We start from the raw sequence: 5,352 nt of genomic DNA, 5'->3' as shown, positions 1-5,352 counted from the left end.
CCGACACATGGTTGGCGAGATCGACGACGAGGAAGTGGAGGAAGGCGCGGGCCGGCGGCAGGCCGAGAATGTCGGTCATGAAGGCGGCCGAGCGCGCCTTGTCGGAGCACCAGATGATCGTGTGGTTGAGCTCGACGCTCATCGCTGACGCTCCCTTTCGAACAGCCAGACGCGGATGGCGCTCGCTAGATTGGGCGGATGGGCCGCTTCAATCCGCTCGGCGTCGATCCGGGCGACAAGCGCGTTGAGCGGCAGGCCCTCCGCCGCTGCCGCTTCCCTCAGCGCCTCCCAGAACACCGGCTCCAGGCTGATCGAGGTCGCATGCCCCGCGATCAGCACGGAGCGTTTGACGGGTCCGCTAGTCGTCATTGCGAGGAGCCGAAGGCGACGCGGCAATCCACCGCTGGATTGCTTCGCTTCGCTCGCAATGACGGCATGGTCGCCCGTCAATACATATGCTGGCCGCCATTGATGCTGAGGGTCGAGCCGGTGATGAAGCCGCCCTCCTCGGCGCAGAGGAAGGTGACGCCGCGGGCGATCTCGCTCGCCTGGCCGAGCCGGCCGACCGGGATCTTGGCGACGATCTTCTCCAGCACGTCGGGCGGCACCGCCGCGACCATGTCGGTATCGATATAGCCGGGCGCGATCGCGTTGACCGTGATCCCGGCCCGCGCGCCTTCCTGCGCCAGCGCCTTGGTGAAGCCGTGGATGCCGGACTTGGCGGCTGCATAGTTGACCTGGCCATATTGCCCGGCCTGGCCGTTGATCGAGCCGATATTGACGATGCGGCCATATTTCCGCTCGTTCATCCCGTTCCACACCGCCTTGGCCATGTTGAAGCAGCCGCCCAGATTGATGTCGATCACGTCGTCCCAGGCCTGGCGCTCCATCCGCTTCATCGTCCCGTCGCGGGTGATGCCGGCATTGTTGACCACCACATCGACCGGTCCGAGTTCGCTTTCGACCTCGGCGACTCCGGCCAGGCAGGCGTCGTAATCGGAGACGTCCCACTGGTAGGTCTTGATACCCGTCCGCTCGGTGAATTCGCGCGCGCGCTCGTCATTGCCGGCATAATTGGCGGCGACGGTCATTCCCGCATCCCTGAGCGCGACGCTGATCGCCTCGCCAATGCCTCTCGATCCGCCGGTGACGATTGCAACGCGGGCCATGATCCTCTCCTTTGTGGTTTGATTGGCGACGGCCTTATTGCGGCGGCCGCCATCCTTCAAGTTCGCGGCCGATCAGCGCGCGCAGCATCGCCACGCCGGGCGGGTCATGGTTGAGGCAGGGAAGATAGGCGAAGCGCTTGCCGCCGGCCGCGCGAAAAATGTCGCGGCCGCGAATCGCCAGTTCCTCCAGCGTTTCCAGGCAATCGGCGGCGAAGCCGGGCGCGAGCACCGCCAGCTCGGTGACGCCCTCGCCCGGCAGCGCGCGCAGACGGGCGTCGGTCGCCGGCTCCAGCCATTTCGCCCGGCCGAAGCGCGACTGGAAGGCGACCTCCAGCGGCCGGCCCAATGCGGCCGAGAGCAACCTCGCCGTCGCCATGCACTGGTCATGATAGGGGTCGCCGAGCGCCCGGGTACGTTCCGGCATGCCGTGGAAGCTGGCGACGATCGCCCGCGGCTCGAAATCCAGCCTTGCCAGCCCCTCCTCCACCGACGCCTTGAGCGCACCGACATAGGCAGGGTCGTCATAATAAGGCGGCAGGGTGCGGATCGCCGGCTGAAGGCGGAGCGTGGCGAGATGGGCGAAGGCGGCGTCGTTGGCGGTCGCCGTCGTCGCCGCGCAATATTGCGGGTAAAGCGGCGCCAGCAGGATGCGCTCGCAGCCCCGGGCCATCAAGGCATCGATCCGCTTTGCGATCCCCGGCTGGCCGTAGCGCATCGCATGATCGACGATCACCTGCTCGCCAAGTGTCCCGACCAAAGCCGCCGCCTGCGCCCGGGTGATCGCGGCGAGCGGCGAGCCCTGCTCGGTCCAGACCAGCTTGTAGGCCTCGGCCGATTTGCGCGGGCGGGTGCGCAGGATGATGCCGCGCAGGATCGGCTGCCAGGCGATCGCGGGGATTTCCACCACGCGCCGGTCGGACAGGAACTGGGCCAGATAGCGCCGCACCGCCCGCGCGTCCGCCGCGTCGGGCGTGCCGAGATTGATGAGGAGGACGCCGATCATCGCCCGCTCCGGATCGGCAGCGCGCGCACGCGCCGCCCGCTCAGCGCGTAATAAGCGTTGGCGACCGCCGGCGCCACGACCGGCACCGCCAGCTCGGTGACTCCGCCCGACACCTCGTCGCTCTCGACCAACTCGACGCTCACCTCCGGCGCGTCGCGCAAGGTGGGCAAGCCATAATCGCCGATATTGCCGAAGGTCGGCACGCCGCCCTCGATCTCGACGGGAGCCCCAAGTGCGAAAAGCAGGCCGTGGATGAAGCCGCCCTCGATCTGCTGTTTGACCAGCTCGGGGTTCACCACCCGCCCGCAATCGACCGCGAGCACCGCGCGCAGTGCCCGCAAGCGCCCGCTCTCCCCGGCCGCCACCTCGACCAGCACCGCGACATAGGAGCCAAATGCCTGATGGACCGCGATCCCCATACCGCCGCCGGCGATGCCGCCGTCCCAGCCGCCGATCGCGGTCGCGGTCGCGAGGCAGCGGGCGAGGCGCGGATTGTCGGCCAGCATCGCCATCCGATAGGACAAAGGCTCGTGCCCCGCCGCGCGGGCGATCTCATCGACGAAGCTCTCGGTGAAGAAGCAGCTCGCGACATGCGCGCCGCCCCGGCCGATGCCGACCGGCAGGCCGATCTCCGCCGCGACATGGTCCACCGCGACATGGCCGATGCCGTAAGGCGGCACGGCGCCCGCGCCGACGGCGCCGTCGGGACGGAAGAAGCTGTGCGCGGCGTGCAGCCGCTCGGCGGTCGCGGCAGCCGCGTCGGGCGAGGCGATCCGCGCCCGCCAGCTATGGATGCGCCCGCCGGCCACCGTCGCGCTCATCCGCGCCATCGCCGGCGGCGCGAACGTGTCGGCCTGGATTTCCTGAATGCGCGGCCAGACGATCTGCGCCGGCTGGCCGAGCGCCTGCGCGATGATCGCCGCCTGCACGATCGCCGCCGTCTCGAGCTTCCGCCCATAACCGCCGCCGACCAAAGTCGGGTAGATCGTCACCGCGCCTTCGGAAATGTCGAGCGCCCGCGCCGCCGCCGAGCGGGCGAGGCCGAGCGCCATCACCGGCGCCCAGATTTCCAGCCGCCCGTCGGCGAAGCGCGCGGTCGCGGTCAGTGGCTCGATCGGTACGGACGGGCCGGGGCCGATCGCATAGCGGCTTTCGATCCGGCTCGCCCCGGCCGGGTCCGCGTCGGGATCGCCCGCCGTGTGGAGCCGCGTCGCTTCGCCGCCGTCCAGCGCGCCGGCGAGCGCCGCGTCGATACTGCGCGTCGATGGCCGCTCGGCCGGCACAGCGAAGCGCGGATTGAGTCGCGCGAGCGAGGTCATCGCCGCCCAGCCGTTCACCGCCGCGACCGCGACGAAACCCGGATTCTGGATCAGCCGGAACGCGCCCGGCACCGTGTCCGCGCCGTCCCAATCCACGCCTTCCGGAGTCCCGCCGGGCGGCGCGGTGCGGACCGCGGCGAAGGCCATGTCGCGCAGCCGCACGTCGCCCGCGAACATCGCCGATCCGTCGAGCTTGGCCGGCGTGTCGAGCCGCGGCAGCGGCTGGCCGATCAGCCTATTCTCATTGCCGCCGCGCATCGGCACCGTCGCTGGCAGGTCCAGCCCCGCCGCCTCTCCGGCCAGCTCGGCGAAGGCGAGCCGGTCACTGCCGCGCACGACGAAGCCCGCGCGCGTGTCCAGCTCCTCCCAGTTCGCGCTCCAGCGCGCCGCGGCCGCCAAACAGAGCAAGACCCGCGCGCCCGCGCCCGCCTCGCGCAGCGGCGCCTCGAAGCCGCGCACCGAGGAGGAGCCGCCGGTCAGCATCACCGCGTTCCTCAGCGCATATTGGCGCGCCGCCCAGCGATCGATGCCGAACGTCTCGGGGAAGGCACTGCCGCCGGCTGCTTCCTCGGCGAGGAAGACATTGGCGTAGAGCGGCGACAGCGGCGCCGGCTCCACCGAAACCGTGCGCCAGTCCGCGCCCAGTTCGTCGGCGATGATCTGCGGCAGCGCGGTATAGACCCCCTGCCCTGCCTCGGCCTGCGGAACGGCGACGATCACCCGCCCGTCGCGGCCGATCTTGAGATAGGCGTTGAACAAAGTCTCGCCCTCGCCGGCGCGCAGGTTCGGTTGATATTCGCGCGGCCAGAGCGCCCAGGCGACGACCAAACCGACGCTCGCGCCGCCGCCGATCAGCAATCGGCGTCGCGTGATCCCGCCGCTCTCGTCCCCGCGCGCCATAAGGGGCTGATAGAGAGGCGACAGCATCAGGGCTAGCGTTCCCCGGCGAAGGCCGGGGTCCAGTCCTGAACAAGGAACGGCGCAGAAGCGCCGCCTGGGCCCCGGCCTCCGCCGGGGAACTTGATCTTGTCAACTCTGGCGCGATCCTTCAGAGCGCGCTCATGCCCGCCCGGATCGTTCAGCTCCAGAAGAACGCCATGCAGTCCGGCAAGGCCAATGCCGGCCGCTGGGTGCTGGAGTTCGAATCCGGACGGAAGAAGGTGCCCGATCCGCTCACCGGCTGGGCCGGCGGCGCCGAGACGCGCGAGCAGGTCCGCCTCCATTTTCCGACGCTCGAGGCGGCCCAGGCCTATGCGGCGAAGAACGGCCTCGACGCCCATGTCGTCCCGGCCTCCCAGCCGAAGCTGAAAATCCAGGCCTACGCCGACAATTTCCGGTGAGTCCGGCCGAGGTACTCGATCGCTGGATCGCCGCGTTCAACGCCGGCGATATCGCGGCGCTCACCGCGCTCTACCATCCCGACGCGGTCAATCATCAGGTCGCCAACGAGCCGGTCGAGGGGCGTGACGCGATCGCCGCGATCTTCGCGGCCGAGTTCGCCGCCGCGCCAGAGATGCACTGCATCGTCGAGAACCGCTTCGCCGACGGCGAATGGGCGATCATGGAATGGCGCGATCCCAGGGGCCTGCGCGGTTGCGGCTTCTTCCGCGCCGTGGACGGGCTGATCGTCTTCCAGCGCGGCTATTGGGACCGGCTGAGCTTCGAGCGGGTTTACGGCGGCGGCTGAAAAGGAAGTGGGGAGCTTCTGTTGCCCGGTGCTCCCCGTACCGCTGGAATCCGCTTCTGTTGCCCGGTGCGGCCCGAACCGCGCTTTTGTCCTTGTAACTTCAGACCGTTAGGTCATTGGTTACGCGGCAATCGCGAGCGCCTCGTTATCGTTGGCACTTGTGTATGGGCCGTC

6 protein-coding genes and 1 other RNA gene are annotated in these 5,352 nt (G+C 69.4%); 2 read left to right on the top strand and 5 right to left on the bottom strand.

The window, feature by feature from the left end:
• Positions 1–138 precede the first annotated feature (138 nt).
• The 4 genes from ACT4N3_RS02235 to ACT4N3_RS02220 all read right to left on the bottom strand — a co-directional run bounded on the left by ACT4N3_RS02235 (position 139) and on the right by ACT4N3_RS02220 (position 4,391).
• Positions 139–369, bottom strand: coding sequence for a ribbon-helix-helix domain-containing protein (locus tag ACT4N3_RS02235; RefSeq protein WP_444853577.1), 231 nt, complete (start codon positions 367–369; stop codon positions 139–141).
• 77 nt (positions 370–446) lie between these two features.
• Positions 447–1,169 carry an acetoacetyl-CoA reductase gene (gene phbB, locus ACT4N3_RS02230; RefSeq protein ID WP_444853576.1) on the bottom strand — a complete coding sequence of 241 codons (723 nt, stop codon included), beginning with the start codon at positions 1,167–1,169 and terminating at the stop codon, positions 447–449.
• A 34-nt stretch (positions 1,170–1,203) separates the two neighbouring features.
• Entirely contained in the window at positions 1,204–2,172 is a 969-nt protein-coding gene (gene hemH, locus ACT4N3_RS02225) for a ferrochelatase (RefSeq protein ID WP_444853575.1), read from the bottom strand.
• Positions 2,169–4,391, bottom strand: coding sequence for a molybdopterin cofactor-binding domain-containing protein (locus ACT4N3_RS02220; RefSeq protein WP_444853574.1), 2,223 nt, complete (start codon positions 4,389–4,391; stop codon positions 2,169–2,171). The genes hemH and ACT4N3_RS02220 overlap by 4 nt, the downstream gene beginning before the upstream one ends.
• A 161-nt stretch (positions 4,392–4,552) precedes the next feature.
• Between ACT4N3_RS02220 and ACT4N3_RS02215 the strand changes: the two genes are divergently transcribed.
• Together ACT4N3_RS02215 and ACT4N3_RS02210 are read left to right on the top strand one after the other, a co-directional pair.
• On the top strand, positions 4,553–4,831 hold the full coding sequence (locus tag ACT4N3_RS02215; RefSeq protein WP_444853573.1) for an ETC complex I subunit: 279 nt from the start codon (positions 4,553–4,555) through the stop codon (positions 4,829–4,831).
• Complete coding sequence (locus tag ACT4N3_RS02210; RefSeq protein WP_444853572.1) at positions 4,828–5,178, top strand: nuclear transport factor 2 family protein; 351 nt, start codon at positions 4,828–4,830, stop codon at positions 5,176–5,178. Before ACT4N3_RS02215 ends, ACT4N3_RS02210 begins: the two co-directional genes overlap by 4 nt.
• 45 nt (positions 5,179–5,223) lie before the next feature.
• On the opposite strand, the gene ssrA is transcribed toward ACT4N3_RS02210, so the two are convergent.
• Positions 5,224–5,352: a transfer-messenger RNA gene (gene ssrA, locus ACT4N3_RS02205) on the bottom strand; the annotation flags it as partial.

The sequence above is a fragment of the Sphingosinicella sp. genome, assembly GCF_052388015.1.
Taxonomy (GTDB): domain Bacteria; phylum Pseudomonadota; class Alphaproteobacteria; order Sphingomonadales; family Sphingomonadaceae; genus Allosphingosinicella.
The sequence above is the reverse complement of the archived record's forward strand: the minus strand, read 5'-3'. Positions and strand labels throughout refer to the sequence as shown.

What these genes read in the sequence shown, in the direction of transcription:
- ACT4N3_RS02235 (WP_444853577.1), bottom strand. Translation starts at nt 369, where the DNA reads ATGACGACTAGCGGACCCGTCAAACGCTCCGTGCTGATCGCGGGGCAT.
- phbB (WP_444853576.1), bottom strand. Translation starts at nt 1,169, where the DNA reads ATGGCCCGCGTTGCAATCGTCACCGGCGGATCGAGAGGCATTGGCGAG.
- hemH (WP_444853575.1), bottom strand. Translation starts at nt 2,172, where the DNA reads ATGATCGGCGTCCTCCTCATCAATCTCGGCACGCCCGACGCGGCGGAC.
- ACT4N3_RS02220 (WP_444853574.1), bottom strand. Translation starts at nt 4,391, where the DNA reads ATGGCGCGCGGGGACGAGAGCGGCGGGATCACGCGACGCCGATTGCTG.
- ACT4N3_RS02215 (WP_444853573.1), top strand. Translation starts at nt 4,553, where the DNA reads ATGCCCGCCCGGATCGTTCAGCTCCAGAAGAACGCCATGCAGTCCGGC.